The following is a 25367-nucleotide window of genomic DNA, read 5'->3' on the forward strand; positions in this document are numbered from 1 at the left end:
TGTTCGTCACCATAAAATCAGCCGTCATCCCGGACAAGCGGCGAAGCCGCGCCGATCCGGGATCCATCCTAAGGCTCGACGGCACTCTATGATGGATCCCGGATCTCCGCTGCGCTGCGTCCGGGATGACGGTGTTCGTCGAGCAGATTTGTTGCAAGGGGCCTGCCCATGATCACCCGTCGCGACACGCTTCGCCTCGCCGCCGGCGCTGGGGTCCTGCACCTCGCCGCCTCAGCTCAAGCCCAGACCAAATCAGTCGCCGCAGCGGACTGGCCGACGATCCTCGACAAGGCGCGCGGCCAGACCGTCTATTTCAACGCCTGGGCCGGTGACGAGCGCACCAACAGCTTCATCGCCTGGGCCGGCGAGGAGGTGAAGAAGGCCTTTGGGATCACGATCGAGCATGTCCGCCTGCGCGACACCTCGGAGGCCGTCACCCGCGTCGTCGCCGAGAAGCAGGCCGGGCGCGACAGCGGCGGCAGCGTCGACCTGATCTGGATCAACGGCCCCAACTTCCTGGCGATGAAGAACCAGAAGCTGCTCTACGGCCCCTATACCGAGGCGCTGCCGAACTGGGCCTATGTCGATACCACGAAGAAGCGCTCCAACATCGTCGATTTCACGGTCCCGGTCGATGGGCTGGCGACGCCCTGGCGCATGGCGCAGGTGGTCTATGTCTACGACAACGCCCGCAGCAGCCGCGCCAGCCTGCCCTATTCGACGCAGGACATGGTCGCCTGGGCCAAGACCAACCCCGGCCGACTGACCCATCCCAATATCCGCAACTTCCTCGGCTCGACTTTCCTGAAGCAGGCGCTCTACGAGTTGGCGCCCAATCCGGAAATCCTCGACGGCATTGCCGACGATAACGTCTTCGCCGCCATGACCGCGCCGCTCTGGGCCTGGTACGACGAAATTCGCCCAAGCCTCTGGCGGCAGGGCCGCGAGTTCCCCGAGACCGGCCCGGCCCAGCGCCAGCTCTTCGTCGATGGCGAGATCGACTTCTATATCTCCTTCAGCCCGGCGGACGCGGCGACCGGCATCGCCAACAAACAGTTGCCCACCAGCGCCCGCGTCTTCGTTCTCAAGCGCGGCACCATCGGCAACACCTCCTTCGTCGCGATTCCCTACAACGCCGCCCATGCCGAGGCGGCGATGGTGGTCTCCAACTTCCTGCTCGAACCGGCGACTCAAGGACGCGCGCAGAACCCGCGCAACATGGGCAACTTCACCGTGCTTGATCTCGACAAGGTGCCGCAGGACAAGCGCTCTCTGTTCGCGCGCCCCGACGGCGTTCCCGCCCTGCCGACCAATGCGGAGCTCGGCACCGTCCTGCCCGAGCCGCACCCCTCCTGGATGACCCGCATCACGGCCGAGTGGGAGAAGCGCTATGTGCGGTGAGGGCGCTCGCCGCATCCCGTCCTCAGCCCTCATCCTGAGGAGCCGCAAAGCGGCGTCTCGAAGGATGCTCCAGCGCCCACTGAAGCATCCTTCGAGACGCGGACTGCGTCCGCTCCTCAGGATGAGGGCTGTGGGATTTTGATCAAGTGGCGGCTGCTTCGGTTTCCCTTGTCAGCATTGTCATCCCCACGCTGAACGCCGCAGCCTTGCTGCCGCCCGCGCTCGCGCAGTTCGACGCAGCCCGGACGGAAGGACTCATTGCCGAGATCATCGTCAGCGACGGCGGCTCGCGCGACGACACGGTTGCACTCGCGCAAGCGGCCGGCGCGGCAGTCCTCCCCGGCCCGGCAGGACGGGGCGAACAGCTTGCACGCGGGGCGAGCGCCGCCCGCGCCGACTGGCTGCTGTTCCTCCACGCCGACACGACGTTCGACGCGGGCTGGCTTCAGGCCGTCTCCACCTTCATCACGCGCGAGGGCGAGGACCGCGCCGCAGCCTTCGCCTTCGCGCTCGATGACGACGCGCCTGCCGCGCGCCGGCTCGAACGCATCGTCGCCTGGCGCAGTCGCATTCTGGCGCTGCCCTATGGCGATCAGGGCCTGCTGATCTCGCGAAAACTCTACGACGAAATCGGCGGCTTCCGGCCGCTGCCGCTGATGGAAGATGTCGACCTCGTCCGCCGGATCGGCCGCCGCCGCCTGCACATTCTTGACGTTCGGGCCGTGACCAGCGCCGCCCGCTATCGCCGCGACGGCTACCGCCGCCGCTCCCTGCGCAATCTTGTCTGCCTGTCGCTCTGGTTCGCCGGCGTGCCGCCGCGCCTGATCGCAAAACTCTACGGCTGAGCGATGCAGACCCGCACGCTCGTGATCATGGTCAAGGCTCCGATCGTCGGACGCGCCAAGACGCGGCTCGCCCGGCAGATCGGCGCCATCGAGGCGCTGCGGTTCTACCGGACCGCAATGGCGGCTCTGTTGCGCCGCCTCGGTGGTGATCCGCGCTGGCGTACGATCCTGGCCGTCGATCCGCCTCGCGCGACCAGAGCCTGCTTCTGGCCGCCCACGCTCGCCCGTCGCCCGCAGGCGCGCGGCGATCTCGGGGTCCGCATGTTGGAGCAGTTCGTTGCGGCCCCCCACGGGCCTGTCGTGCTGGTCGGTTCGGACATTCCGGGTATTACGGCGGCCCATATAGCGGCCGCCTTCGACGCGCTGCGCAGCCACGATGCCGTCTTCGGCCCGGCGGAAGATGGCGGCTACTGGCTGGTCGGCCTCAGGGCCGGTTTCCGGCCGGCCGGCGTTTTCGAGCGTGTTCGCTGGTCGAGCCCGCACGCCCTTGCAGACACGCGCGCCAATCTCGCCAGCCGCAGCGTCGCGCTCGCGGCAACCCTGTTCGATGTCGACGACGCCAACGACTGGCGCCGCTGGAAGCGCCTGCCGGTCCATGGCAGGACGCGCTGATGCTGCGCCTCGTGCCACCCTTGACGTTGTTCCTGTTCCTCTGCCCCGTCCTCGTCGGGCTCGCGGGCACGATCGCGCCGGCCTTCGGCTATCTCCCTGCCATCGGCGCGGTCGAGCTCTCGCTCGATCCCTTCCGCACCCTCTTCGCCTGGCCGGGCTTCGCCTCGGCGCTAAAACTGACGCTGGGCGTCGGCGCCTTGGCGAGCCTGCTGTCACTGCTCGGGGCGGTGTCGCTCGTCGCCATGCTCTCGGGAACGCGCTGGTTCGCCCGCATCCAGACCGCATTGACGCCGCTTCTCGCCTCGCCGCACGCCTCCGTCGCGCTCGGCCTCGCCTTCGTCCTGGCGCCCTCGGGCTGGATCGTCCGCGTGATCTCGCCCGAACTCACCGGCTGGACCCGCCCGCCGGGCGATCTCGTCACCATTCGCGATCCCCATGGGCTGGCGCTGGTCGCAGGTCTGCTCGTCAAGGAGATACCCTATCTCGCGATCACGCTGACGGCCGCGCTCGGCCAGGTTCCGGCCCTCCGACTCGTCGCCTGCGCCCGCGCCATGGGCTATGCTCCCACGACGGCCTGGCTGAAGCTCGTCCTGCCCCAGCTCTGGCCGCAGATCCGCCTGCCCTTCTATGCCGTCATCGCCTATTCGCTGTCGGTGGTCGATCAGGCGCTGGTACTTGGGCCGGGCACCCCGCCGCCGCTTGCCGTGCTCGCGACGCGCTGGTTCTCAGACTACGACCTCGCGCAATATCTGCCCGCCGCCGCGACGGGTGTCCTCCAGCTCGGCATCGTCATCGCCGGACTGGTCCTGTCGCTGTTAGTCGAGCATCTGATCGCGCGCGCCGGCCGCCGCTGGATTACGCGAGGCGGGCGCTCTGGCCTCGCCGATTTCGTCCTACCGATGCTCGCCGGCCTCGCCACGCTCATCCTCAGCCTCGGCCTGCTCGCGCTGCTGGGGCTCGCTCTCTGGTCGATCGCGGGCAGCTGGCCATTCGCATCCTCCCTGCCGCGTGTCTGGAGCTTCGATGCCTGGATGGGGATGTCCGGACGTCTTGCCACGGGGCTCGCGACCACGCTGACCATCGCCTGCGCCGCGACGCTGGTCGCGCTGGCCCTGTGTCTCGGCTGCCTCGAACATGAATCGCGAAAAGCCCGCAGGCCCGGCAATGGTGTGCTCTGGCTGCTCTATCTGCCGCTGCTCGTGCCGCAGATCGCCTTCCTGTTCGGCCTGCAGGTCGCGCTCGTGCGCCTGCGGCTCGACGGCACGCTGCTGGCCGTCGTTTGGGCGCACCTCGTCTTCGTGCTGCCTTACGTCTTCCTGAGCCTTGCCGATCCCTGGCGCGCGCTCGATCCGCGCTTGGCGCGCAGCGCAACGAGCCTTGGAGCGTCGCCCGGGCGCGTCCTGCTGGCGATCAAGCTGCCGATGCTGCTGCGGCCGATCCTGATCGCGGCTGCGGTCGGAATCGCCGTCAGCATCGGGCAGTATCTGGCGACGATCTTCGCGGGCGCCGGCCGCATATCGACCATCACGACCGATGCCCTGACGCTGTCGAGCGGGGCTGACCGCGCCACCATCGGAGTCCTCGGCTTCATGCAATCGGTCGTGCCGCTGGCCTGCTACGGCATCGCGCTGACGCTCCCGCGCCTCGTCTTCCGCAACCGCAGAGGTTTGTTGTGAGCGATCAAACCCCGAATGGCGCGCTCGAACTGCGCAACGTCGCAATCGGCCTCGGTCGCGAGCCGCTGATCGGGCGGTTGGCCCTGACCGTCGCGCCCGGTTCGGTCGCGACCGTCATGGGTCCCAGTGGGTCCGGCAAGTCGAGCCTGCTCGCTTATATCGCCGGTTTCCTCGACACCCGGGTCTTCCGCGCAGAAGGCGCCGTGCTGCTCGACGGCGTCGACGTGGCGGCGCTGAGGCCGGAGAGGCGCCGCATCGGCCTGCTCTTCCAGGATGATCTGCTGTTCCCGCACCTCTCGGTCGCGGGGAATCTGCTGTTCGGCGTGCCGGCGCAGATCAGGGACAAGGCCGAACGGCATCGGTTCGTCGAGCAGGCGCTGGCGGATGCCGACCTGTCGGGCTTCGGCGAACGCGATCCCGCCACCCTCTCGGGCGGGCAGCGCGCCCGCATCGCTTTGATGCGTGTCCTGCTTTCGCAGCCGCGTGCGCTCCTGCTCGACGAGCCGTTCTCGAAGCTCGACAGCGAACTCAGGGCCGCTTTTCGCGAGATGATCTTTGCGCAGGCGCGGCGTCGCGCGCTGCCTGTCCTCATGGTCACGCACGATCCGCAGGATGCGCAGGCCGCGGGCGGGGATGTGCTCCGGCTTGCATGATCGGAGCCTGGTCTGTTTCAGGCGCAGGCCCTGGCCGCGCGGCCGGGGCTGACCGCGCCGCGTGGCGTTGCTAGCATCGGCCGCCGAACCATTCACGTCACGTCGTCGAGGATCTGACCCGCATGCGCGCCTTCTACCATCCCGAACAGGCTCTCCACGATCCCCAGCAATATATGCGCTTCGGCCGCATCGTCGCGCCCAAGGACCTGCCGGAACGAACGGCGCAACTGCTCGGCGCGTTGGACAAGCACGGGATCGTGCCAGAGCTGCCGGCCGCGCACGGCGTCGATCCGATCCTGGCGATCCACGACGCCGGCTTCGTGCGTTTCCTCGAGACCATCTGGCAGCGTTGGCAGGAACTGCCCGAGCGTGGGCCGGAAGCCTGGCCCAACACCTTTCCCTATTGGAGCGGCCGGACCGACGAGGCGGTGCGCCCGCCCTGCCGCCCGACCGGCATCATGGGCCAGCTCGGCTGGTATCTCGGCGATCTCTCGGTGCCGGTCGGCGAGCATTGCTGGCTTTCGACCCTGCGCTCGGCCGAGACCGCCGTCTCCGCGGCAGACGCCGTGCTGGCCGGCGATCGCGCCGTCTACGCGCTGTGCCGCCCCTCCGGCCATCACGCCCGCGCCGACCGTGCGACGGGCTTCTGCTACGTCAACAACACGGCCGTCGCGGCGCAGCGCCTCCGCTCGACATTCGCCAAGGTCGCGATCCTGGATGTCGACGCCCACCACGGCGATGGCACGCAGCAGATCTTCTACCGCCGCGACGACGTGCTGACGGTCTCGATCCATGCCGACCCCACGAACTATTACCCCTTCTTCACCGGCTATGACGACGAGCGCGGAAACGGGCCCGGCGAAGGCTTCAACCTGAATCTCCCACTGTCGCATGGGGCGGGCGGCGCCGAGATGGATGCCGCCGTCGATCGGGCCGGGCGGGCGATCCGTGACTTCGGCGCGCAGGCTCTTGTCGTCGCGCTCGGCTACGACGCCCACAAGGACGACCCGATCGGCGTTCTGAAGCTGGAGAGCGCCGATTTCGGCACGATCGGCGCCAAGGTCGCGGCGCTTCGCCTGCCGACGCTGGTCGTGCAGGAGGGCGGCTATGCGATCGAGGCTATCGGCAGCTGCCTCGATGCCTTCATTGCCGGGTTCGACGGCGTCTGACCTTAAGTCTGTCACCCGTTACGGCCCCGCCAGCAGCGCTCGCGCCGCACGGCCGAGCAGGGGCGCGGCGGCACCGTGGATTTCGTAGCTCTGGCTGGCGCGGACTGCCGAGAGCTGCGGGACCGCGAGCCCCTCCATAGCGCCCTCCTGCCGAAACAGCGCATCGAAATGCGCCCAGAGCGCTGCGTTGGCGACGAGCGGCCCGCTGACGACGATCCGGCTGGGGAAAAGCAGCCGGCAGACGTTGGCAAGCGCCCGCGCCAGGATGCGCGCCGCCTCCTTGACCTCGGGAACGCCCAGCAGATCGCAGGCGGGCAGCGCCTCGGCCAGCCCGTCTTCGTCCTCTCCGAGTTCAGGCCAGCGTTCCTGCAGCACCGGCAGCAGCGCCCAGAGCGCCGCCCCTGTTTCGAGGCAAGCGGTGTTGCCGCAGCCGCAGCGACGCTTGTCCAATACTGAAAAGCGCCAATGACCGATCTCGCCGAACGGTCCCCCCGCCGGCGCCAGCGGCTCGCCATCGACAGCGTGCGCCAGCCCGATACCCCAGCCCCAGTGCAGCAGCAATGTCCCCCCGGAAAAGCGCTCCGGTTCGCGTGCCACCCGCGCCCGCAGCTCGGCATCCAGGTTGCGGCAGATCTCGACCGGTCCGGCGATGGGTTCGAGCAGCGCGGCGATGTCGAGGCTGCGCATGCGAGGCCAGCGCGAGGCCATGACCCATTGCTTGTGCCGCAGGTCGATCAGCCCCGAGAGCGACACGACCGTGCCAGCATGGGCCATGCCGTGGGGAGTCGCTGCAAGCAGGTCGGCGGCCAGGCTCGCCATCGCTTGTGCCATCGCGCCGTTGTCGGCCTCGCGCGCGATCGGCACCATCCGCTCCGCGATGACCTGACCATTGAGATCGACCAGCGCGCCTGCGAGCGATTGGCTCACCACATGGATCACCGAGCCGCCGATGCGCCGCGCATTGGCGATGAGCACGCCCGCCGGCCGGCCTCGCCCGGCATTGCCGCCGACGCTCTCGATCAGGAGTCCGCGTTCAACGAGATCTGCAACGACGCGCGAGATCGTGGTCGAGCGCAGGCCCGAAAGCCGCCCTGCCTCGGCGCGTGACTGGGCGAGCCCGCCGGCGACGAGCCCGTAGACCCGGGCGCGGTCGCGCTCCTGCGGATTGGCGAGGGCGATGTCCTCGATCGTCACCAGCGCCATGATTGCCTCATTTCAAACCAATCAGTTCAAAAATAGTGATTGCGGAATCCGAGGGCTTTTCTAGACTGGTATCGCAAGTTTCCAAACCAATTCGATCAATACGGTTCAAAAATACATGCTCGATATCCGCGTCGTTCCCGATAAGAACAGCCTTGGCGCACAGGCCGCCGCGCTCGGCGCTGCGGCGATCCGCGATGCGATTGCCCGGCATGGCGAATCGACGATCATCGTTGCGACCGGCGCCAGCCAGTTCGAGGTACTTCAGCAACTCGTCGCGGCGCCTGATATCGACTGGAGCAAGGTCACAGCCTTCCATCTCGATGAATATGTCGGTTTGAGCGAGGCCCATCCGGCGAGCTTCCGACGCTATCTGCGCCTGCGCTTCATGGCGCCCCTGAGCGACGTGCCGACCTTTATCCCGGTCGATGGCGAGGGCGATCCGGAGGCCGAGACGCGGCGCCTGAATGCGCTGATCGCGGGCCGGCGTATCGATGTCTGCTTCGCGGGCATCGGCGAGAACTGCCACCTCGCCTTCAACGATCCCCCCGCCGATTTCGACACGGACGAGCCCTATATCGTCGTGACGCTCGACGAGGCCTGCCGCCAGCAGCAGTTCGGCGAGGGCTGGTTCCCGACTTTCGAGTCGGTTCCCGAGCGTGCGATCTCGATGAGCGTGCGCCAGATCATGAAGAGCGCGTTGATCGTCCTGTCAGTCTCCGACGAACGCAAGGCGAAGGCCGCGCGCGATGCGATCGAGGGGCCTGTCAGCCCGCTGCATCCGGCCTCGATCCTGCAGACGCACCCCAACACGATGCTGTTCCTCGATCCGCCGGCAGCCTCGCTGCTGCGCAAGGGCTGAGGGCGATCGATGACGATCTCGGCCGGCCTTGTCGATCTCCAGGTCAACGGCTTCGCCGGCATCGATTTCAATTCCGGCACGATCACCCCGGCCGAAATGGATCACGCGCTGGAGGCGATGCTCGCCACCGGCGTCACCACCTGCCTGCCGACGATCATCACCGCCCATCCCGACGAATTGGAAGCACGCTTCCTTGCCCTCGATGCCGCCATCTCCGGCAGCCGGCTCGGGTCCGCGATGTGTCCCGGCTATCATCTCGAAGGCCCGTTCCTGAACCCGGCGCCGGGCCATCGTGGCTGCCATCCGCCCGAGGCGATGACGGCCGCCGATCCCGCGCTCGTCGCCCGGTTGCAAGGGCTGGTGTCGCGGCCGATCCTGATGGTCACGCTTGCCCCGGAGATCGATGGCGCACTCGCCCTGACCGCGACGCTTGCCGACCAGGGAGTCATCGTCGCTCTCGGCCACAGTGCCGCCGATTTCGCCCAGGTCGCCGCCGCAACTGATGCCGGCGCGCGCCTGGTGACGCATCTCGGCAACGGCATGCCGCAGTCCATGCACAAGCTCGAAAATCCGATCTTCGCGCAACTGGCCGAGGACCGGCTGCAGGCGAGCTTCATCGCCGACGGCATCCATCTTCATCCCAAGGCGCTGCAATCGCTGTTGCGCGCCAAGGGGCTGGCCCGCTCCATCCTGGTGACGGACGCCGTCGCCGCTGCCGCGGCAAAGCCCGGCCGCTATCGCTTCGCCGGCATGGAGATCGACCGCACGCCCAGTGGCGCGGTCCGCTTGCCCGGTGCTACTTCCCTTGCAGGTTCGGCACTTTGCCTCGACCAAGCAGTCCGCAATCTCGTTGCCTGGGGATTGGCTACAGTCGAGGAGGCGCTGGCTATGGCCTCGAGGACCCCGCTCGCTTTGCTTGCTTCCGCGCTCGCCGCTTACGGCTTGGCCGAGCCCGAAAGCGAGGTCGAATGGAGCGCGGATCTCGCGGTTCGGCGCATACGCATCGGCCCGATCGAACGCCGCTACGGCCTGGACATGGCCGTCAGCTAGCCTGTCGCAAACACATAAGGGGAGAGCCGGGATGAAACGCGATACAATGGGACTGGACCGCCGCACCGTCTTGGGCGGCATCGGCGCGATCGCCGCCGGCGGGCCGGCCGCCTTCGCGGCCTCGCCGGCACTGCCGAGCGCGCCCGTCACGATCAGCGTGATCGATGTCGGCGGTGCTCTTGCGCTGATGCAGAAGGCCTTCGAGGACTACCGAACCGCCAACCCCAAGCTGGTCTCGCGCATCGCCTTCGTGAAGGCCCCGGCGCCCGAACTCGCCAGCAAGATCAAGGCGCAGCAGGAGGCCGGCCGCGCCGATCTCGATCTCGTCCTGACCGGCAGCGACGGGCTGGCCGCCGGTCTCGACCAGAAGCTCTGGCTCAAGATCCTGCCCGATTACGCCGACAAATTCCCGAACATCGAGGCGAATTACGAGCCCGCCGCGCTGAACCTGCACAAGGTCCAGGGCGACGGCTTCGGCGTCGTCGTGAACTACTATCCCTCCGGGCCGCTGCTCGAATACATGCCCGATCGGGTCAAGGCGCCGCCGACCACGGCCGAGGAACTGCTCGCCTGGGCCAAGGCCAACCCCAACCGCTTCATGTATGCCCGCCCGGCCAATTCCGGCCCCGGCCGCACCTTCATGATGGGGCTGCCCTACATCCTCGGCGACAAGGATCCCCAGGACCCGGTCGGCGGCTGGGACAAGACCTGGGCTTATCTCGCCGAACTTGGAAAATACGTCGAATATTACCCGGCGGGCACGGGCGCGACGATGAAGGAGTTCGGCGAGGGCTCGCGCGACATCATCATCTCGACCACCGGCTGGGACATCAACCCGCGCGCGCTCGGCATCGTGCCGAAGGAAGCGAAGATCCAGACCCTGAAGGGCTTCCACTGGGTCTCCGACGCCTTCTTCATGTGCGTACCCAAAGGCGTGCCGGACGACCGCCTCGCGGTGGTGCTCGACATGATGGCCTTCGTTCTGACGCCGAAGATGCAGGCCTATTCCTATGACGAGGGCTATCTCTATCCCGGCCCGGCTGTGAAGAACGTGCCGCTCTCGCTTGCGCCCGAAGCCAGCCAGAAGGTCATCGCCGAGTTTGGCCGGCCCGAATATGCCGACCTGATCGCCAACAACCCGATCGAACTGCCGCTGAAGCCCGAGAAGATGGTTGTGGCCTTCCGCAAATGGGACGAACTGGTCGGTTCGAAGCGCGCGAAGTAGGGCGCCCGATCGGCATCGAGTTGATCGGTGCCACCTTGGTCATTCCGGGGCTTCGCGTAGCGAAGAACCCGGAACCCACGACCGGGCTCCGTGAGAACGGATACCCGGTCAATCAACCTCACCCGGTCGTGGGTTCCGCGTTCGGCCCTTCGGGCCGCCCCGGAATGACGGCGGTGGTGCCGCCTGCTCAGCCCTTGACGAGCCAGTCCCGAACCAGCCCGACATCGGCCTGCGACAGGCCATGCCCGGTCGGCAGGATGCGGTGATCGACAATGGCCCCGTTGCCCGACAGCGTTCTCGCCAGCCACTCGGAATCTGCGGCCGGAATGATCGGGTCGAGCGCGCCCGACAGCATCAACACGCGTTTGCCGGCGAGATCGGCGCTCGGCGGCTGCCGGAATGGCGACATGGCCCGCAGAAGCGCAGCCCCCGCCAGCACCTCCGGCCGCAGCAGCAAAAGGCTCGCGGCGATGTTGGCGCCGTTCGAGAAGCCCAGCGCGATCGGTGCCGGCAGGCCGTGACGCTCGCGCGATTCCATCACGAAATCCGCGAGTTCATGCGTGCGGGCGGTCAGGTCGGCCTCGTCGAAGACGCCCTCGGCCAGCCGCCGGAAGAAGCGCGGCATCGCCCCTTCCAGTACCTTTCCGCGCGGCGAGAGCAGGCTCGCGCCCGGCGCCACCATGCGCCCGAGCGGCAGCAGGTCGCGTTCGTCGCCCCCGGTGCCGTGAAGCAGCAGCAAGGGCGCGCGGCCTGCGTCCGTGCCCGGCTCGAAGACGTGGATGAAGTTCGTGGTCGCGACAGCGTCCATCGTGATTCTCCAGATAAGAGGGCAGGGCAGTTGCCGCCCCGCATCGCAGGGACGCGGGGCGGCAGATGTCAGGCGAGTTCCGGCAGCAGTGTCTCGATGCGGGCGCGCTGGGCTTCCAGCCCTGCCGGCAGCTTCAACGCCTGCCCGAGGGTCGCTGCAGGCTCGTCGACGGCAAAACCGGGGACGTCGGTCGCGATCTCGAACAGGACGCGGCCCGGCTCGCGGAAGTAGACGGAGCGGAAGTAGTTCCGGTCCCTCTGCTCCGTCGTGCGGATGCCGTGGTTCTCGGCCAGCAGCCGCACCATCTCCTCCTGCGCCGCATCGTCGGCGGCGCGGAAGGCGATATGGTGCACCGAGCCCGCGCCCTGCCGGGCCGGCAGGAACCCGCCTGCGACCCGCAGGTCGACCACCTTGCCGAGGACACCGCCATCCACGCCATAGCGGATGGTGGTGTCCTCGCGGCCGATCTCCCTGAAGCCGAAGACGTCGCTCAGGATAGTGCCGGTCGCGGCGGCGTCGTCGAGCAGCAGGCTGACGCTGTGGAAGCCGCGGATCGCCGACTCGGGCGGGATGTCGCTGCCGTCCCAGGCGGTCTCGTTCTCGATGCCCGGAACACCGACCAGCGCCAGCCGCATCCCGTCGGGATCGCGGAAGGACAGGACGGTCTCGCCGAAGCGCTTCACCGGCGCATCATGGGGAACGCCATGCGCCACGAGGCGATGCGTCCAGTAGCCGATCGCGCCTGCCGGAACCCGGAACACAGTCTCCTGCGTCTCGCCGACACCGAGCCGGCCGGGAGCGGCATGCTCCCAGGGAAAGAACGTCAGGATGGTGCCCGGCGCGCCGGCGGCGTCGCCATAGTAAAGATGATAAGTGCCGGGATCGTCGAAATTGACGGTCTTCTTGACCAGGCGCAGGCTGAGCACGCGGCCGTAGAAGTCGAGATTGCGGCGCGCGGGGCCGGCGATCGCGGTAACGTGGTGGATGCCGTTGATCTGCATGATGCTGATCCTCCAGGTGAGAAAGGCCAAGGCCGAAGCCCCGTTGGCGCTGAAGATTGGCTCTGCGGACCGAAAACGCCAGTGGCGGTACATTGCGTTGACGCAATACCGAGATTGAATTCGAGCTTCTTGCATTGCGTTGAGATTGGATCATTTTCTGAACCGAGACCAGCCCGGTCTCTTTGGAGACTGACCCATGATCGACAATCGCCTCGCCCCTTACGGCGCGCTGGCCTTGCGCGTCGCGCTCGGCCTGATGTTCATCGCCCACGCCTATCTCAAGCTCGTGATCTTCACGCCCGCCGGCTTTGCCGGCTTCCTTGGACAGGTCGGCCTGCCGGCGTTCCTTGCCTGGCCGATCATCCTGGCCGAGCTTCTCGGCGGCCTCGCCATCCTGACCGGCTTCTACGGCCGCTATGTCTCGCTGCTGCTGCTGCCGGTGCTGCTCGGCGCCCTGATGGTTCATGCCCCCAATGGCTGGGTCTTCAAGGCCCCCAATGGCGGCTGGGAGTACCCGGCTTTCCTGGCGCTCGCAGCGCTCGCCCATGGCCTGATCGGCGACGGCGCCTTAGCGCTGAAGCCGGCACGCCTTGCCTGGGCGGGCACGCCCGTCTCGGCCTGAGACTGCCTGTCCCTACGCTGCGTTTCGCCGCCATCGAGGCTTGCCCTTGATGGCGGCGAAGCCATGCCCGAGAGTGCCGCACATGAACCTTGCGACGAAGACGCTGGCCTGGGACGACTTCCGACTGATCAAGGCGATCGCCGAAACACGCGCCTTGCCGGCAGCAGCGACCTCGCTCGGGCTGAACCATTCGACGGTGTTCCGCCGCCTCGGCCAGATCGAGGAGGCGATCGGCCTGAAGCTGTTCGAGCGCCATCGCAGCGGCTATGTCGCAACGCCAGCCGGCGAGGAGATGACGCTGCTCGCAGAGCGCTTCGACAGCGACATCAGCGCTTTCGCGATCAGGCTCGCCGGCCAGGAGATCAAGCCGGCCGGCGAATTGCGCGTCACCACCAACGACACGCTGCTGGTGGATCTGCTCACGCCGATCTTCGCCGCCTTCCTCGCGCAATGTCCCGATATCCGGCTCGACCTGTTGCTCAGCAACCAGTCTCTCAATCTTTCCAAGCGCGATGCGGATGTCGCGATCCGCGCCACCGACCGCCCGCCGGAGACGCTGGTCGGCCGCCGCGCCGCCCGCATCGCCTGGGCGCTCTATGGTCGCGCTTCCGATTTTGTCGGTGAGACGGATGCTGGGATCGAGGCGCTGTGGGGCCGCAACTGGGTCTCGCTCGGCGATCAGTTCACCGGCCTCAAGGCGGTCAAATACCTTGCCGAGCATGTCGCGCCCGAGCGCATCGTCTATAAGGTCAACACCGTGCTCGGGCTGGCGGAGGCGGTGGAGGCGGGCATCGGCATCGGCTTCCTGCCCTGCTTCATCGCCGACACGAAACCCGGCCTGATCCGGCTGGCGGCGCCCGATCCCGGCTTCTCGGCCGATCTCTGGCTCCTGACCCATCCCGATCTGAGGCATTCGCCCCGCGTGCGGCTGTTCCTCGACTTCGTCGCAGCCGAGATCGGCCGGCTGAAGCCGCTGATCGAGGGCGGGAAGGGGATTTCGGCGACGGTCGTTTGACACGCGGAATTCAGGAGGCCGGGCGGCTCAGCATCCACTCATGCGCCGGGTCGTTGGCGAATTTCCATACGCGTTTCGGCCCGGCCATCACGTTGAGATAGTAAAGCTCGTAGCCATGCGGCGCCGCGACCGGATGGTAGCCCTTCGGCACCAGAACGACATCGCCATCCTCAGCCGCAAGCGTCTCGTCGAGCGAGCGGTCGTCTGTATAGACGCGCTGCAGGGCAAAGCCCTGCGGCGGCGAGAGCCGATGGTAATAGGTCTCCTCCAGCAGAGATTCCTGTGGCAGAGCGTCCCGGTCGTGCTTGTGCGGCGGATAGCTCGACCAGCTGCCGGAGGGCGTGATCACCTCGACGACCAGCAATCCGTCCGCGAGCTCGGTCTCGGGCAGGATGTTGCGGACATGGCGGGTGTTGGTGCCGCTGCCGCGCGTCAGGCATTCGACTCGGCCGGGCGCTATCAGGCGCGGCTCGCGCCCCGGTTTGCCCGGCGCCGAGCAGATCGCGAATTCGCAAGGCCCCTGCGCCGTGACGCGCCAGGACGAGCCCGCCGGCACATAGAGCGACCACGGATCGGGCTCGAAGGGCGAATTGCGTCCGCCGATTACGCCGAACTCCGCCCCGCCGGCGCTGGCGGCGACCTTGCCAGAGAGCAGCACGAGGCAGATTTCCCGGTCGCCTGTCTCGCGCGACAGGCTCTGGCCGTCGGTCAGCCGGTGGACGGCGAACCCGACATGGCTCCAGCCGGCCGATTGCGGCGTGACCTCATGGATGCAGCCCTCAGTATCGGGAGCGCAGGGTTTGATGAGAAGTTTCGACATGGCGGTCTCCGGGCTTAGATCAGCCCGGCCTCCTTCAGGCTCTGCTTGAGATGGGCGACGCCCTTCTTGGCATAGGTCAGCGGGTGCGCTTTCTCCGGATCCTGCTCGGCCTCGACCACGACCCAGCCGGAATAGCCGGGCAGCGCCCGAAACACCGCCGGATAGTCGACCACGCCGTCGCCCGGCACGGTGTAGACGCCGAGTTCATCGCCCTTGCCCAGCACGGCGTCGAGGAAGCTCCAGTTTCCGGTCGCCGCCTGCGCCATCACCGCCTTGCGCACGTCCTTGGCATGGACATGGCTGATCCGCTCGCGATAGCGCGCCGCCAGCACGGCCGGATCGGCCCCGCCCCAGGTCGCGTGGCCGGTGTCTAGCAGCAGATGCACCGCATCGCCGGTCGAAGCCATCAGGGCGTCGATATCGGCCTCGCTCTCGACCACGGTTCCCATGTGATGGTGATAGACCAGCCGGACGCCCTCGGCCCATGTCCGTTCGGCCACCTGCGTCATCCGCTCGCCGAAGCGCGCCCACTCGCTCGCCTTCAGGATCGGCCGCTGCGATAGCGGCTTCGACCGGTCGCCATGGATCGCGTTCGAGGTCTCGGCGAAGACCAGCACGGTCGAGCCCATCGCCTTGAGCAGGTCGAGATGCGGCCGCAGATGCGTCATCTCCGCATCGGCATCGCGCAGCAGCAGTTCGGCCGAATACCAGCCCGAGATGCAGGCCATTCCGAACGGTTCGAGAGCCGCTTTCAGAGCCGCAGGCTCGCGCGGAAACTTGTGGCCGAGCTCCATGCCGACGAAGCCGGCCTCCTTTGCCTCGGCAAGACAGGTTTCGAGCGAGGTCGCCCCGCCGATCTCCTGAAGATCGTCGTTCGACCAGCCGATGGGGTTGGCGCCGATGCGGATAGGCATGTCTTGGTCCTTCTGCGGCCTGTCATGATGCGATGGAAACACGCCGTCATCCCGGGCAAGCGAAGCGCAGACCCGGGATCCATCGTAGAGCACCGGCGTACCCTATGATGGATCCCGGATCGGCGCCGCTACGCGGCTTGTCCGGGATGACGCGGGATTTCCACGGCAAGACACATATCAGCTTGGGTCATAGGCGCTTGCGCAGCGCGTCTTCATAACGCTCGCGTGCATCGACAACCTGCGCCCGCTCAGAAACCTCCGGCACGGCCACCTCCCACCAATGCCCGCCGGCATCGGTCGAAAGAGCCGGGTCGGTGTCGATCACGACGACGCTGGTGCGCTTATGCGACCGGCTCTCGGCCAGCGCGGCGTCGAGTTCGGCGAGGTTTCCGACCTTGCGCGCGATCGCGCCGAGCGAGGCGGCATGGGCCGCGAAATCGATCGCCGGCAGCGTCTCGTGGCGGCTGTCGGCGAGCAGGTTGTTGAAGGGTGCTCCCCCTGTCGCATTCTGCAGCCGGTTGATGCAGCCGAAGCCGCGATTGTCGAGCACGACGATGGTGAGCTTCAGGCCCAGCATCACCGAGGTCGCGATCTCGGAATTCATCATCAGATAGGAGCCGTCGCCGACCATGACGACGACCTCGCGCGCCGGGTCGGCCATCTTGACGCCGAGCCCGCCCGCGATCTCGTAGCCCATGCAAGAGAAGCCGTATTCCATATGGTAGCCGCCGGCTGCGCCCGCCTGCCAAAGCTTGTGCAACTCGCCCGGCAGGCCGCCGGCTGCGCAGAGCACGACATCCGACGGTTCACTCCAGCGCTGCACGGCGCCGACCACCTGCGCATCGCTCGGCAAAGGCTGGTTGCCCGGCGCGGTATAGCGCGCCGCCGTTGTGAGCCAATCGGTGCGCGCGGCCTGCGCTTGCGCGGTCCAGCCCGCCGGTGCGCGATATCCCGAAAGCGCGCGCGTCAGTTCGGCGAGCCCGGCCCGCGCGTCGCAGACCAGGGGCTGCGCCTTGTGCTTGGCGGCATCGAAAGCTTGCAGGTTCAGCCCGACGATCCTGCAGTCCGGGTTGGAAAAGAGCGAGCGCGATCCCGTGGTAAAATCCTGCAGCCGCGTGCCGACGGCGAGGACCAGATCCGCCTCCTGCGCCAGCGCATTGGCCGCGCCGGTCCCGGTCACGCCGATCGCGCCAAGATTCAGCGGGTGGCCGTGGGGCAGGGCGCTCTTTCCGGCCTGCGTCTCGCCGGCGGGAACGCCATGCGCCGCGCAGAATGCGGCAAGCTGCGTTTCGGCCTCGCTGTAGAGCACGCCGCCGCCGGCCACGACGTAAGGTCTCTTCGCCGCCCTGATCAGCGCGACCGCCTCCGCCAGTTCGGCCTCGTCGGGACGCGGCCGGCGCGGGCTCCAGACCCGTTCGGCGAAGAGGCTTTCGGGATAATCGAAGGCTTCCGTCTGGACATCCTGGCACAGCGCCAGCGTCACCGGCCCGCATTCGGCCGGGTCGGTCAGCACGGTCATGGCCCGCTCGAAGGCAGGGATCAGCTGCTCGGGCCGCGTCAGTCGGTCGAAATAGCGCGAGACCGGCCTGAAGCAGTCATTGGCCGAGACGGTGCCGTCGCCGAAATCCTCGATCTGCTGCAGCACCGGGTCGGGCCGGCGGCTCGCAAAGACATCGCCCGGCAACAGCAGTACCGGCAACCGGTTGACATGGGCGACGGCGGCGGCCGTGACCATGTTGGTCGCGCCCGGGCCGATCGAACTCGTCACCGCCATCATCCGACGCCGGCGCGACGCCTTTGCGAAGGCGATCGCCGCATGCGCCATCGCCTGCTCGTTATGGGCGCGGAAGGTCTGCAGCGTGTCGCGCGCGCCATGCAGCGCCTCGCCCAGCCCCGCGACGTTGCCGTGTCCGAAGATCGCCCAGACGCCCGCGAACAGCGGCAGGGTCTCGCCGTCGATGACGGTCTTCTGTTGGCCGAGCGCCCTGACGAGCGCCTGCGCCATGGTGAGCCTGATCGTGCCCATGTCCGTCTCCTACCGCGCCTTCCAGGCTTCGACCAGCCGGCCGAAGCGCTGCGCCATCATCGCGGTCGCGGCCTCGTCGTCGATCGCGCCCGACAGCCAGTCGCGCGCCACCTCGCCGAAGATCGTGCGCCCGACGGCGAATCCCTTGACCGTGGCGGCCGCAGCGGAATCGCGAAATGCTTGCACGACGATCTCTTCAGGCGCATCGAGCCCGAGCAACAGCACGCCGCGGCAGGCCGGGTCGCGCCGCGCGATCACGGCGTCGATCGCCTCCCAGGCGGCGGCCGAGGGCTGGCCCTCCAGCTTCCACCAGTCGGGCCTGATCCCGATGGCATAGAGCCGCTCCATCACCGTGGCCGTGGTGTCGTCGCCGAGCAGGCCGTGCTTCGAAACGATGATCTCGACCAGCAGCTCCCGCCCGACCTGCCGGCAGGCCAGCGCGACGCGCTTCAGCACCGCCTCCTGCGCAGCCTTCATCGCGGGCTCGTCGTCGGGATGGTAGAAGCAAAGGCACTTCGCGACATGATCGACCGGCCATTCGGCGAGGCTCGCGCCGAGCGAGCCTGTCACGTCGGTCTCCAATGCCAGCGGGCGCGAGCCGGGCAGTTCGAGCGGCCGCGCGATCCAGAAGCCGTGGTCGCCGGCCTGAAACAGCGCCTCGCGGCCATGGCTGCCGTCGATCAGCATGCCGAAGCCGGGTCGTCCGGCCGCAACGCGCGCGGCGGCCGCGACGGCCAGCGTCTTGAAGGCCGCGATCTGTTCGCGCAGGGCCCCTGCGGCGTCGGCCATCTCCTCCAGCTGGGAGCGATGGTCGATGGCGAGCGCCATGATCGCGGGCGATTGCGGCCGCCGCGTCGTCGTCCAATGGATGTGATTGATCTCGATATCGTTGCGCAGCGCGCGATACGGCGAGCCGTGTTTCAGGAAATACTGCAATTCCGGAAAGGTCGGGCTCTCGGGCGAGCACAGCAGCCGCGATACCGCAAAGGCGCCGCAGGCATTGGCCCAGGCGCAACAGGTCTCGATGGGCTCGTCGCGCAGCCAGCCGCGCAGGAAGCCCGACATGAAGGCATCGCCAGCGCCGAGCACATTGTAGACCTCGACCGGGAAGCCCGGTCCCTTGACGCCGTCCTCGATCGAGCCGGGGATGGCGCCGGGAAACACCACGCAGCCCATCGGCCCGCGTTTGCAGACGATGGTCGCGGAACTCAGGCCGCGGATCGTGCGGATGGCCGCAAGCGTGTCTTCCGAGCCGCCGGCGGCGTGGAGTTCCTCTTCCGTGCCGACGACGAGGTCGCAATCAGGAAGGATCTGCTGGAGATGGCGTGTGACGTCGTCGGAGCGAACATAGCGCTCCTCGCCCGCGGCGTGGCCGGCCAGGCCCCAGAGGTTCGGACGGTAGTCGACATCGAACACGACTTTGCGGCCATGCTGGCGGGCCAGCGCAATCGCCTTCTTCTGCGCGGCGGCGGGGCCGGGCATGGCGAAATGAGTGCCCGTGACGACGATCGCCTTGGCCGATGCGATGAAGGCCTCGTCGATCTCGCTCTCCGCCAGCGCCGCGTCGGCGCAATCGGTCCGGTAGAAGATCAGCGGAAAGGTCTTTTCGTCGCGCACGCCCAGGATCACCAGCGCGGTCAGGCGCGTCGGGTCGGTGACGACGCCCTTCGTTTCGACGCCCTCTCGCGCAAGCTGTTCGAGGATGAAGCGCCCCATCTGCTCGTCACCGACGCGGGTGATCACCGCCGATTGCAGGCCGAGCCGCGCCGTGCCGATGGCGATGTTGGTCGGGCAGCCGCCGACAGCCTTGACGAAGGAGCCCATATCCTCGAGCCGGCCGCCGATCTGCTGGCCGTAGAGATCGACCGAAGATCGGCCGATGGCGATCACGTCCAGAGCAGGAGCGAGGGAGGTCGACATGCGCGTTTCGGCCTTCATCCGGCGAGGTCGGGAGCGGCGGAAACGCCTGATGTCTCGGCTGTCGCGACGGCGAGAGTCATGGCCAGCGCGAAGGTCGCGGCCATGGAGCGGAAGGCGCCGTAATCGGCCTCCGCAACCTCCAGCCAGTGCGTGCAGTTCTCGGCGAGTGGGCTGAGTGCGCTGTCGGTCAGCGCCAGTACCGGCACGCCCCGGCGATGTGCGGCTGCCGCGATCTCGACGGTGGCCGGTGCGTAAGGCGCGCAGCTTACCGCCAGCACGACGTCGTCGAGAGCGGCGATCGCGGCCTGTTCTGGGCCGAGGCCCGCGATCTGATCGACTAGCACGGCACGGATGCCGAGCTTGCCGAAGGCATAGGCGAGATAGGAGACGACCGGGAACATCCGCCGCGAGCCGATGAGCACGATGGTGCGCGCACCGGCCAGCAGCGTCACCGCCGCATCGAGCCGTTCGCCGTCGATCGTCGCTCGCAATTGGCCAAGCGATGCCTCGCCAGCGGCGATGAAGCCTTCCAGCAGTTTGGCGGAGCCGCCTTCGCCCGCCTCGCCGGCACGCAACGCCGCCAGGCGCTCACGGTGATCGACGGCCTGTCGCCGCAGTCGTGCCCGAAAGACCTCCTGCAACTCGCTGAAACCGGAATAGTCGAGCGCCTGCGCGAAACGGACCAGGGTCGATGCCTGCACGCCAGCCTTCTCGGCGATCTGCGCCGTTGAGCCGAAAGCCATGTCGTCGAGATGGGCCAGCGCATGGTCGGCGACCTGCTTCAGCCGCTTCGGCAATCGCGCCCTGCGCTCGCGCAAAAGCGTGACGAAGCCGTCGAAATCGGGCTCTGAAACGGTTTTTGATGCGACGGGGAGGGGCGCAACTGGCATGAAGCATTCCGGCAGGAGCAACCTTGACTTCGGCTGCGGATGGATGGAATGAATATTCCAATCGGAGAATAAAACAATCCATTCGTATCAAAATTATGCAGTGGGAGCGTGACGCAAGGTGGCCAGCGAAGGCTTTGCCAGAGACCTGACCGGCAAGACCGCCATCGTGACCGGCGGCAGCCAGGGACTGGGCGAAGCCATTGCACGCGAATTCGCGAGCCGAGGCCTCGGCGGCCTGCTGCTGACCGGCCGCAACCGCGAGCGCGGCGAGGCGGTCGCAGCCTCGCTTCGCAGCGCCACCTGCGACGCCCGCTTCCATGCCGCCGACCTCGCCGATCTCGAATCGGTCCGGGCGATCGTGCCCTTTACGGAAGCGAGCTTTGGCCGCATCGACATTCTCGTCAACGCCGCAGGCGACACCGACCGAGGCTCGATCTTCGATACCTCGCCGGACCTTTACGAGCGCATCATGGCGGTCAATCTGCGTGCGCCTTTCTTCCTGATCCAGGATGCAGCCGAAGCGATGCGCCGCCTGTCGATCGAAGGCGCGATCGTCAACATCCAGTCGATGTCGGCCCATGGCGGCCAGCCTTTCCTGTCGGCCTACAGCGTCTCGAAAGCCGCGCTGGCGGCGCTGACGAAGAACGCGGCCTATGGGCTGCTCGCGCACCGCATCCGCGTCAACGGCCTCAATATCGGCTGGATGGCGACGCCGGGCGAGGACGCGATCATGCGCAAGCGGCATGGCGCGCAGGATGGCTGGCTCGAAGAGGCCCAAGGCAAGCAGCCCTTCGGACGCCTGCTCGATCCGCGCGAGGTCGCCAAGGCGGTGGCCTATCTCGCTTCGGCCGAATCCGGCCTGATGACGGGTGCCAATATCGATTTCGACCAGTCGATCCTCGGAGCACATGACTGATGCCGAGGCTCTCTTTTCGACCATGACGACAGGACAGAAGACGACGATGCGATTTGGATTGCTGGGCGCCGGGCGGATCGGCCGGATTCACGGGATGAACGTCGCCGCGCGCGCCGATTCTACTCTGGTTGCGGTGGCCGACGCCTCTCAGGAGGCCGCAGCCTCGCTGGCGGCCGCCACGGGCGCGAAGGTTGCGACCGCTGAGGCCATCCTGGCCGACGCCTCGATCGACGCCGTCCTGATCTGCACGCCGACCGACACCCATGCCGACCTGATCGAGGCCGCCGTCTCGGCCGGAAAGGCGGTCTTCTGCGAAAAACCGGTCGATCTCGACGCCGGCCGCATCCGCCGCTGCCTCGCCATCGTGGAGACATCCGGCAAGCCGCTGATGATCGGCTTCAACCGCCGCTTCGATCCGAATTTCGCCGCCCTTGAAAGCCGCCTGCGGGCGGGCGAGGCCGGCGCGATCGAGATCGTCAGCGTGATCTCGCGCGATCCCTCGCCGCCGCCGGTCGAATACGTTGCGCGCTCCGGCGGGCTCTTCCGCGACATGATGATCCATGATTTCGACATGGCCCGTTTCCTTCTGGCCGAGGAGCCGATCGAGGTTTTCGCGCTGGGTTCGGCCCTGGTCGATCCGGCGATCGGCGAAGCCGGCGACGTCGACACCGCAGCGGTGCTGATGAAGACGGCATCGGGCCGGATCGCCCAGATCTCGAATTCGCGCCGCGCGACGTATGGCTACGACCAGCGCATCGAGGTCCACGGCTCGAAGGGCATGCTGCGCGCCGGCAACATCCACGAGACCACGGTCGAGAGCGCGACGGGGCAGGGCTTCCGCGCCGATCCGGTGCAGAACTTCTTCCTCGAGCGCTATGCCGCCGCCTATCGCGCCGAACTCGACGCCTTCGTCACGGCTTGCACAGGGGGCAAGGCGCCGACGCCCTCGGGCCGAGATGGCCTCAGGGCCCAGATCCTCGCCGATGCGGCCACCGAGTCCTTCCGAACGGGCAAGCCCGTCGCCGTCGCGCTGGAGACGATCTGACCATGACCCCGGCCGAACTCGACCTGCGCCAATACGCCGTGCTCGGCCTCGTCGCCGAGGCAAGCGTCATGGCGTTCGACTATTTCAACAAGCGCGACAGCCTCGGCATCACGATGAAGGGCGCGCAGGACTGGCTGACCGTCGCCGACGGCGCGGTGGAGGAGTTCCTGCGCCAGCGGCTCTCCGTGCTGTTCCCGGCCGATGCCGTGATCGGCGAGGAGGGCGGCGGCGAGGCCTCAGACGCGGTCTGGATCATCGACCCGATCGATGGCACCTCGAATTTCGCCCGCGGCGACCGCAACTGGTGCATCTCGATCGGCTTCCTGTTGAAAGGCGTGCCCGAGATCGGCATCATCGCGGCGCCCGCGCTCGACGAGGTCTATGTCGGCCGGCGCGGCCGGGGCGCGACCATGAACGGCCAGCCGATCCGGGTGTCGGGCGGCAGCGACATCACCCGCGCCTATGTCGAACTCGGCTGGTCGACGCGCATTCCGGCCGCGAATTACCTCGCCACGATCGAACGCGGCTATGCGGCGGGCGCCTCGATCAAGCGATCGGGCTCGGGCGCGCTCGGCATCTGCCATGTCGCCAATGGACGTACCGACGGCTATGGCGAACTCCACATCAACGCCTGGGACGTGGCGGCGGGCATCGTCATCGCCTCTGAGGCCGGTGCGGCGGTCAATGATTTTTTTGCTGGCGACGGGATCAGGACCGGCAATCCGATCCTGTGCTGTACGCCCGGTCTTGCCGAGGACCTCAGGGCGATCACGGGGATTTTTTAACCGGCACGATAAAAGTCGATCTTTGCATCGACTGGATCGAACTTCGTGAATTCTCCTCTGCCAGCAGCGTCGCTTCTGATGCCCGCGCCGCAACCGGGCGGATGACGCCACGCGTAGAACGTGGCCTGCAAGTTCATCGATCGCTTGCGCTTTCAGGCTCGGCTGCCGGAACACGCGGTGGATACGATCGTTGTGCTGCTGGGGGGCAACCGGGAGGTCGCCATGCGAGACGGTCAGGGAAACAAGCTTTCGTCGGACGAAGTCGACAAGATCAGGTCGCCCCAGGCTGCGGTGAGCGACATGTCGGTCAAGCTTACATCGATCCGCGTCCCGAGAAGGCCGAGCCTGTCCGCGAGAAAGATGCCAAGCGGGAGTTCGAGACGGATCCAAAGCCTGTATTCTAGGCGTGCTTGCCAGCATGCGCGCCGGCCAAAGTCGCTCAGCCGGCAAGCCCGGCGCTTTCAGCTTCAGTCTTGTGGCACGCATCCTTTCGCGCAGCTCTATTGGAACAGTCACCAGTGGCGAGCGGTGCTTTGACCTGACTTGAGATGGGCTGACGAGTTCGTTCATTCTTGACATCTGGGTGAAGCACACCTCATCCTGACTCTGTTCCCAGGGGGGCCTCGCTAGGAGGCTGAGATTCCGCCGGCCCGGACGCTGTCCGGACAACGCGGTGACCCTCCGAACCTGATCCGGTTCATACCGGCGTAGGGATGCGGGACATCGGGCGTTGCGACGCCCCATTTCCATCTTTGCGCGGGTTGGTGGACCGACCGCTGTCGTTCGGCCTCGTCGGGGCTGCGGCGGCGCATGTGCGAAGGTGGACTGACGGCCGTGACCGAAGCGACGATCATCGAGGCCTTGCTGGCGTTCCTGCAACGGCAGGATACCACGGAAGAGGATTTCGACCGGCTGGCGCTGTCGGTCTTCGCCTACCAGTTCGAGCATAACCAGCCCTATCGCCGGTTCGCGATCCAGCGGGGCCGGACCACGCTGACTGTCCGGCACTGGCGCGACATCCCGGCCGTCCCGATCACCGCCTTCAAGGATTTGACACTGAGCTGCAGGCCGGCGAACGACATCCCGCATGTCTTCATGACCAGCGGCACCACCAGGGCCGTCAGGGGCCGCAGCTATCACCCGACGCTTGCGGTCTACGACCTCTCGATGATCCTGAATTTCCGGCAGCGCTTCATGCGGGGGCAGGAGCGCATCCGCATGGGCATCCTGTTTCCCGACGAAGTGGCGATGCCGAATTCGTCCCTGGCGCATTATCTGGCGCTGGCGCTGCGCGAGTTCGGAATGCCTGACAGCGCCGTCATGATCGGCGACGCCGGCCTCGATATGGACCGGCTTATGGCGGCCCTGGCTCAGGCGGAAGCCTCCGGCGAACCCTATGCCCTGCTCGGCGCGAGCTACAGTTTCGTGCATCTGATCGACGAGTTGCGCCGTCAGGGACGCAGCTTTCGTCTCCCGGACGGCAGCCGCATCCTCGATACCGGCGGCTTCAAGGGCCAGTCGCGCGAGGTCGGCGCCGACGATTTCTATGACTCCCTTTCGGAGACGCTCGGCGTGCCGCGTAGCCTGTGCATCAACATGTACGGCATGACCGAGCTCAGCACCCAGTTCTACGACAGCGGCAACGAGGCCTGCCCGCCGGTGAAATCGGGACCGCACTGGATCCGCAGCCGGGTGGTCGATCCGCTCACGGGGCAGGACGTGGCGGAGGGCGCGACCGGCGTCCTGGTGCATCACGACCTCGCCCATTTCAATTCGGTGTCCGCGATCCTCACGGAAGATGCCGGCGTCGTCGTGCCGGGCGGCTTCCAACTTCTCGGCCGCGTCGATGGCGCCGATTCGAAAGGCTGTTCCCTTGCGGTCGAGGAATTCCTCAGGGCCGCGCGGGGCTAGG

The 25367-nt window shown here is 67.2% G+C and carries 23 protein-coding genes and 1 riboswitch; of the genes, 15 read left to right on the top strand and 8 right to left on the bottom strand.

Going from position 1 to position 25367, the window contains the following annotated elements; translation table 11 throughout:
* The first annotated feature begins 168 nt into the window (after nucleotides 1-168).
* The 6 genes from AXW83_RS25495 (at nucleotide 169) to AXW83_RS25520 (ending at nucleotide 6356) form a co-directional block, all read left to right on the top strand.
* Nucleotides 169-1401 carry an ABC transporter substrate-binding protein gene (locus AXW83_RS25495; protein ID WP_066619123.1) on the top strand — a complete coding sequence of 411 codons (1233 nt, stop codon included), beginning with the start codon at nucleotides 169-171 and terminating at the stop codon, nucleotides 1399-1401.
* 146 nt (nucleotides 1402-1547) lie between these two features.
* Nucleotides 1548-2246 (top strand): TIGR04283 family arsenosugar biosynthesis glycosyltransferase, encoded by a 699-nt coding sequence (locus AXW83_RS25500; protein WP_066619125.1) that lies wholly within the window; start codon nucleotides 1548-1550, stop codon nucleotides 2244-2246.
* Between the two features lie 3 nt (nucleotides 2247-2249).
* Nucleotides 2250-2858: a TIGR04282 family arsenosugar biosynthesis glycosyltransferase gene (locus AXW83_RS25505; RefSeq protein ID WP_066619127.1), complete on the top strand. Its 609-nt coding sequence runs from the start codon at nucleotides 2250-2252 to the stop codon at nucleotides 2856-2858.
* On the top strand, nucleotides 2858-4534 hold the full coding sequence (locus AXW83_RS25510; protein ID WP_066619129.1) for an ABC transporter permease: 1677 nt from the start codon (nucleotides 2858-2860) through the stop codon (nucleotides 4532-4534). The genes AXW83_RS25505 and AXW83_RS25510 overlap by 1 nt, the downstream gene beginning before the upstream one ends.
* Complete coding sequence (locus tag AXW83_RS25515) at nucleotides 4531-5187, top strand: ATP-binding cassette domain-containing protein (protein ID WP_066619131.1); 657 nt, start codon at nucleotides 4531-4533, stop codon at nucleotides 5185-5187. Before AXW83_RS25510 ends, AXW83_RS25515 begins: the two co-directional genes overlap by 4 nt.
* Nucleotides 5188-5309: 122 nt before the next feature.
* Nucleotides 5310-6356, top strand: a complete 1047-nt coding sequence (locus AXW83_RS25520) for a histone deacetylase family protein (protein ID WP_066619133.1) — start codon at nucleotides 5310-5312, stop codon at nucleotides 6354-6356.
* Between the two features lie 18 nt (nucleotides 6357-6374).
* Here the strand turns inward: AXW83_RS25520 and AXW83_RS25525 are convergent, their stop codons facing one another.
* Nucleotides 6375-7559 carry an ROK family protein gene (locus AXW83_RS25525; protein WP_066619135.1) on the bottom strand — a complete coding sequence of 395 codons (1185 nt, stop codon included), beginning with the start codon at nucleotides 7557-7559 and terminating at the stop codon, nucleotides 6375-6377.
* A 115-nt stretch (nucleotides 7560-7674) separates the two neighbouring features.
* On the opposite strand from AXW83_RS25525, the gene AXW83_RS25530 reads away from it, so the two are divergent.
* The 3 genes from AXW83_RS25530 to AXW83_RS25540 are packed head-to-tail and all read left to right on the top strand — an operon-like array spanning nucleotide 7675 to nucleotide 10693.
* Nucleotides 7675-8418: a glucosamine-6-phosphate deaminase gene (locus tag AXW83_RS25530; protein WP_066619137.1), complete on the top strand. Its 744-nt coding sequence runs from the start codon at nucleotides 7675-7677 to the stop codon at nucleotides 8416-8418.
* Between the two features lie 9 nt (nucleotides 8419-8427).
* A complete protein-coding gene (locus tag AXW83_RS25535) occupies nucleotides 8428-9468 on the top strand; it encodes an N-acetylglucosamine-6-phosphate deacetylase (protein ID WP_066619139.1) in 1041 nt (346 codons plus the stop codon).
* 46 nt (nucleotides 9469-9514) lie between these two features.
* On the top strand, nucleotides 9515-10693 hold the full coding sequence (locus tag AXW83_RS25540) for an ABC transporter substrate-binding protein (protein WP_066619141.1): 1179 nt from the start codon (nucleotides 9515-9517) through the stop codon (nucleotides 10691-10693).
* Between the two features lie 187 nt (nucleotides 10694-10880).
* Here AXW83_RS25540 and AXW83_RS25545 read toward each other — a convergent pair whose 3' ends face one another.
* Both AXW83_RS25545 and AXW83_RS25550 read right to left on the bottom strand, forming a co-directional pair.
* Nucleotides 10881-11501 (bottom strand): alpha/beta hydrolase, encoded by a 621-nt coding sequence (locus AXW83_RS25545; protein WP_156640436.1) that lies wholly within the window; start codon nucleotides 11499-11501, stop codon nucleotides 10881-10883.
* A gap of 68 nt (nucleotides 11502-11569) precedes the next feature.
* Nucleotides 11570-12502: a ring-cleaving dioxygenase gene (locus AXW83_RS25550; RefSeq protein ID WP_066619145.1), complete on the bottom strand. Its 933-nt coding sequence runs from the start codon at nucleotides 12500-12502 to the stop codon at nucleotides 11570-11572.
* A gap of 196 nt (nucleotides 12503-12698) precedes the next feature.
* On the opposite strand from AXW83_RS25550, the gene AXW83_RS25555 reads away from it, so the two are divergent.
* Nucleotides 12699-13124: a DoxX family protein gene (locus AXW83_RS25555; RefSeq protein ID WP_066619153.1), complete on the top strand. Its 426-nt coding sequence runs from the start codon at nucleotides 12699-12701 to the stop codon at nucleotides 13122-13124.
* Nucleotides 13125-13206: 82 nt separating this feature from the next.
* On the top strand, nucleotides 13207-14139 hold the full coding sequence (locus AXW83_RS25560) for a LysR family transcriptional regulator (protein ID WP_066619155.1): 933 nt from the start codon (nucleotides 13207-13209) through the stop codon (nucleotides 14137-14139).
* Between the two features lie 10 nt (nucleotides 14140-14149).
* On the opposite strand, the gene iolB is transcribed toward AXW83_RS25560, so the two are convergent.
* From iolB to AXW83_RS25585, 5 genes are all read right to left on the bottom strand, one after another.
* Nucleotides 14150-14959 carry a 5-deoxy-glucuronate isomerase gene (gene iolB, locus AXW83_RS25565; RefSeq protein WP_066619158.1) on the bottom strand — a complete coding sequence of 270 codons (810 nt, stop codon included), beginning with the start codon at nucleotides 14957-14959 and terminating at the stop codon, nucleotides 14150-14152.
* 14 nt (nucleotides 14960-14973) lie between these two features.
* Nucleotides 14974-15873, bottom strand: coding sequence for a myo-inosose-2 dehydratase (gene iolE / locus AXW83_RS25570; protein ID WP_066619161.1), 900 nt, complete (start codon nucleotides 15871-15873; stop codon nucleotides 14974-14976).
* Between the two features lie 187 nt (nucleotides 15874-16060).
* Nucleotides 16061-17899: a 3D-(3,5/4)-trihydroxycyclohexane-1,2-dione acylhydrolase (decyclizing) gene (gene iolD, locus AXW83_RS25575; protein WP_066619164.1), complete on the bottom strand. Its 1839-nt coding sequence runs from the start codon at nucleotides 17897-17899 to the stop codon at nucleotides 16061-16063.
* Between the two features lie 9 nt (nucleotides 17900-17908).
* On the bottom strand, nucleotides 17909-19819 hold the full coding sequence (locus AXW83_RS25580) for a bifunctional 5-dehydro-2-deoxygluconokinase/5-dehydro-2-deoxyphosphogluconate aldolase (protein WP_066621274.1): 1911 nt from the start codon (nucleotides 19817-19819) through the stop codon (nucleotides 17909-17911).
* 14 nt (nucleotides 19820-19833) lie between these two features.
* Nucleotides 19834-20709, bottom strand: coding sequence for a MurR/RpiR family transcriptional regulator (locus tag AXW83_RS25585; protein ID WP_082767550.1), 876 nt, complete (start codon nucleotides 20707-20709; stop codon nucleotides 19834-19836).
* 118 nt (nucleotides 20710-20827) lie between these two features.
* On the opposite strand from AXW83_RS25585, the gene AXW83_RS25590 reads away from it, so the two are divergent.
* The 4 genes from AXW83_RS25590 (at nucleotide 20828) to AXW83_RS25610 (ending at nucleotide 25366) form a co-directional block, all read left to right on the top strand.
* Nucleotides 20828-21625: an SDR family oxidoreductase gene (locus tag AXW83_RS25590; RefSeq protein WP_066619166.1), complete on the top strand. Its 798-nt coding sequence runs from the start codon at nucleotides 20828-20830 to the stop codon at nucleotides 21623-21625.
* 46 nt (nucleotides 21626-21671) lie between these two features.
* A complete protein-coding gene (gene iolG / locus AXW83_RS25595; protein ID WP_066621280.1) occupies nucleotides 21672-22670 on the top strand; it encodes an inositol 2-dehydrogenase in 999 nt (332 codons plus the stop codon).
* Nucleotides 22671-22672: 2 nt separating this feature from the next.
* Nucleotides 22673-23455, top strand: a complete 783-nt coding sequence (locus AXW83_RS25600) for an inositol monophosphatase family protein (RefSeq protein WP_066619168.1) — start codon at nucleotides 22673-22675, stop codon at nucleotides 23453-23455.
* A gap of 604 nt (nucleotides 23456-24059) precedes the next feature.
* Nucleotides 24060-24187, top strand: a riboswitch (TPP riboswitch).
* A 102-nt stretch (nucleotides 24188-24289) separates the two neighbouring features.
* A complete protein-coding gene (locus AXW83_RS25610; RefSeq protein WP_210179631.1) occupies nucleotides 24290-25366 on the top strand; it encodes a LuxE/PaaK family acyltransferase in 1077 nt (358 codons plus the stop codon).
* The last annotated feature ends 1 nt before the right edge of the window (nucleotide 25367 follow it).

This window comes from Bosea sp. PAMC 26642 (assembly GCF_001562255.1).
Classification (GTDB): domain Bacteria; phylum Pseudomonadota; class Alphaproteobacteria; order Rhizobiales; family Beijerinckiaceae; genus Allobosea.